The sequence below is a fragment of the Streptomyces sp. NPDC087844 genome, from assembly GCF_044742785.1.
Classification (GTDB): domain Bacteria; phylum Actinomycetota; class Actinomycetes; order Streptomycetales; family Streptomycetaceae; genus Streptomyces.
On the sequence record NZ_JBIUVD010000062.1, the window covers coordinates 1 to 4062 of the forward strand.

Annotated in this window: 2 protein-coding genes; both read left to right on the plus strand. The window is 68.7% G+C overall.

The window, feature by feature from the left end; all coding sequences use genetic code 11:
* Window positions 1-2229 (plus strand): condensation domain-containing protein (locus tag ACIOKD_RS41980; protein WP_402093746.1); only part of this gene is annotated, 2229 nt, incomplete at its 5' end.
* Window positions 2226-4062: condensation domain-containing protein (locus ACIOKD_RS41985; protein WP_402093748.1), on the plus strand; the 1837-nt coding region annotated here is incomplete at its 3' end. The genes ACIOKD_RS41980 and ACIOKD_RS41985, both read left to right, overlap by 4 nt.

Genomic DNA, 4062 nt, shown 5'->3' on the forward strand with positions numbered 1-4062 from the left:
TTGTGTATTGCGGGTGGGCAGTTGGCGCGGGGTTATGGGGGTCGGGCGGGGTTGACGGCGGAGCGGTTCGTGGCGGATCCGTTCGCGGGGGACGGGTCGCGGATGTATCGGTCGGGGGACCGGGTGCGGTGGCTGGCGGATGGGGAGCTGGAGTTTCTGGGGCGGGTGGATGAGCAGGTCAAGGTCCGCGGTTACCGCATCGAACCCGGCGAGATCGAGACCGCGCTGGTGGCTCATCCGGGAGTGCGCGCCGCTGTGGTGAACGTGTTCGGCCAGGTCACCGACCGTCGACTGGCGGCCTACCTGGTGCCGACGGACCTGGCCGCGGGTGTTCCGGCGGTGGGAGAGCTGCGGGAGCACCTGAAGCGGACTCTGCCGGACTTCATGGTCCCGGCCGTCTTCACGGAGCTGGCCGCGCTGCCTCTCACGCCGAACGGGAAGGTGGACCGGGCCGCGCTGCCCGAACCCGACGGTCTGCGCCCGGACCTCGACGGGTTCCTGCCTCCCGCCACCGCCACCGAGGAACTGCTCGCCGGCATCTGGGCCCAGGTCCTCGGCGTCGACCGGGTCGGCATCCACGACAACTTCTTCGAACTCGGGGGTGACTCGATCATCAGCATCCAGGTGGTCGCCCGGGCTCGGGAGTCCGGGATCCACGTCACCGTGGCCCAGTTGTTCGACCACCAGACGGTCGCCGGACTTGCCACCGTGGCGGCGAGCCGGAGCACGGCCGATGCCGAGCAAGGCCTGGTCATCGGCGACTTCCCCTTGTCCCCGATCCAGCACTGGTTCTTCGAACAGGAACTGCAGGAGCCCGCACACTTCAACCAGTCGATGCTGCTTGAGGTCACCGGACGCCTTGAGCCCGATCTGCTGCGCGTGGCCATGGTCTCGCTGCTCGAACAGCACGACGCGCTGCGGTCGCGGTTCGTCCGTGAGGCGGACGGATGGACCGGCCGGCTGATGGCTGCCGAGCCGGACGATCTGGTGCGGGTCTTCGAGACCACCGGCCTGGACGACCACGACGAGTGGGCGTTTCTTGAGGCTCGCGGCCAGGAGGCGCAGACCAGCCTCGACCTGGCGGACGGGCCCTTGCTGAGGCTGGTCGTCTTCGACCGGGGCCGGACCGGCAACCAGGGCCGGTCAGGAGAACGGGAGCAGCTGCTGTTCGTCGTGGCGCACCACATGGTGGTGGACGCGGTGTCGTGGCCCGTACTGCTGGAGGACCTGGCGGTCGCCTACGGGCAGGTCGAACGCGGGGCCGCCGTGAAACTGCCGACGAAGACGACCTCGTACATGCGCTGGTCGCAACGGCTGACCGAGCTGGCAGGTTCGACGGAGCTGATGGCCGAGGCGGAGCACTGGCGTGCGGCCGAGGCCGGTGCCCGCCCCCTGCCCCGGGACCTGGACGGGCCGAACAGCATCACCTCCGCCAGGCAGGTGTCCGTCGCACTCGGCGAGGAACAGACCGAACAACTGCTACGGGACGTCCCGAGCGCTTTCGGCACGCAGATCAACGACGTACTGCTGAGCGTGCTCGGTGCAGTGTTCACGGAATGGTGCCGCACCCCGACGGTCCTGGTGGACCTCGAAGGCCACGGTCGTGAGGACGTGGGCGACGACATCGATGTGTCGCGGACGGTGGGCTGGTTCACCAGCGTGTATCCGGTGGTCCTGGGCGGCGGGGCGTCGGGAGGCGACCCGGGCGAGGCACTGCGTCGTACGAAGGAGTATCTGCGCGCCGTACCGCGCAAGGGACAGGGCTACGGTCTGTTGCGCTACTTGGCGGACCGGGACCCGGCGCCGGGCGCGGGCGCTGAGGTGGCCTTCAACTACCTGGGGCAGACGGGACAGGCCGTCGGGGCCGGCAGCGGATCCGGAGGGCGCTTCACCCCGACCGGCCGAGCGCTGGGCACCCCCCAGTCCGTACAGGGACGCCGCACACATCTGATCGAGATCAACAGCCAGATCGCCCTGGGCCGCCTTGAGCTGGTCTGGACATACAGCGACGAGGTGCACGAGGAAGCGACGGTGCGCCGGCTCGCGCAGCGCTACATCAAGGTCCTCGGAGACCTGATCGAGTACTGCTGCCGCTCCGGCATCGGCGGCTACACGCCTTCCGACTTCCCCCTGGCCGACCTGGATCAGGACCTTCTCGACCGCATTCAGCAGCGCTTCGACTCACCCGAACCACCCGGTGGGCTCGGCGATTTCGGAGGAGCATCATGACGGCATTCGACGCGGCGGCCGACCGGCAGGGCCGGGCGGGCAAAGGTGCGGGCCGCGGACTCGGCGGCCGGGCGATCGAGAACATCTATCCGCTGACCGCGTTGCAGCAGGGCATGCTGTTCCACACCGAGCTGGCCGCCGAACCCGGGATGTACTGGGTCCAGGACGGGCTGCTGATGGAGGGCGAACTCGACCTGGAGGCCCTGCGCCGGGCGTGGGAGCTGATGTTCGACCGGCACGAGGTGCTGCGAACCACCGTTGTACGGGACGGGGTCGCCGAGCCGCTGGCGGTGGTCTCCCGGTCGGTTCCCCTGCCCCTGCGGGTACTGGACCTGTCGCACCTGGACGAGGCCAGTCGGCGTACGGAGGTCGACGACTACCTCACGTCCGACTGGGAGCAGGGCGCCGACTTCACAGCCCCGACCCTGGCACGCATAGCGGTGATCCGGCTGGCGGCGGACCGTCACCAACTCGTGTGGAGCTACCACCACCTGCTGCTGGACGGATGGAGTGCCCCGATCGTCATCGGGGAACTGCTGCAGGCCTACGACGCGTTCCGCACTGGAGACGCACCGCGGCTCCCGGTGCGCAGGCCCTTCCGGGACTTCGTCGCCTGGTTCGCCGCTCAGGACATGGACGAGGCACGCGCGTACTGGCGCCGACGCCTCGCGGGGATCACCGAGCCGACCTCCCTGGGGATCGAACGTGCCACTGGTGAGCAGGGTCCCGGCGAATCCAGGGTGCCGCTGTCGGCCGACACGGCCGGAGCGGGACTCGCGGACTTCGCGCGTCGCCACCGGCTCACGCTGAACACCGTGGTGCAGGCAGCATGGGCTGTGGTGATGGGTCTGTACTCCGGCAGCGATGACGTCGTCTTCGGGGTGACGTCCTCGGGCCGCGACGGCCGGCTCGACGGCGTGGACTCCATGGTGGGCATGCTGCTCAACACCACACCTGTGAGAATCCGCCTCGACCGCGATCGGCCCGTGGCGGCCTGGCTCGCCGGGCTCCAGGAAGAGCAGGTAAGGGCACGGCAGTTCGAGCAGACGCCGCTCGTCACGATTGCGGCGTGCAGCGAACTGCCGCCCGGCAGGGCACTGTTCGACAGCCTCTTCGTCTTCGAGAACTTTCCCGCCCAGGAACTCGAAACGCGGCAGCGGGACTCCGTGGCGGACGGCCTGAGGGCCGGTGCCAACTACGGCCGTGAGCAGGCCAACTACCCCCTCAGCGTGACTGCCAGTTCCGGACGCGAACTCACCATCACCTTCTCCTACGACCGCTCCAAGTTCGAGGCGGAGGCGATGGACCGCATGGCCGGCCATCTGGCCCGGGTCCTGGAGGCCTTCACCGAGGACCCCGCCCGGCTTCTGGGTGATGTGTCGGTCATGTCGGTGGGTGAGGTTGAGGGGTTGGTGCGGGGTGGGTGTGGTGTGGAGTTGGCTCTGCCGGGTGTGGGTGGGGTGCATGAGTTGATTGCTGCGCGGGCGGTTGTTTCGCCGGATGCGGTGGCGGTGGTTGTGGGTGGTGAGGTGTTGACGTATGGCGGGTTGATGGTGCGGGCGAATCGGTTGGCGCGTCATCTTGTGGGGTTGGGGGTGGGGGCGGAGTCGGTGGTGGGGTTGTGTCTTGAGCGTGGTGTGGATCTGGTGGTTGCGGTGGTGGGGGTGTGGGTCGCGGGGGCGGCGTATGTGTCGTTGGATCCGGAGTATCCGGCTGGGCGGTTGGAGTTCATGCTCGCTGACAGTGGTGCGGATGTGTTGGTGGGGCATCGGGGTGTGGCTGGGGGTTTGGGGCTGGAGGGTGTCGTAGGGGCTGTGGTGTGGCTGGATGATC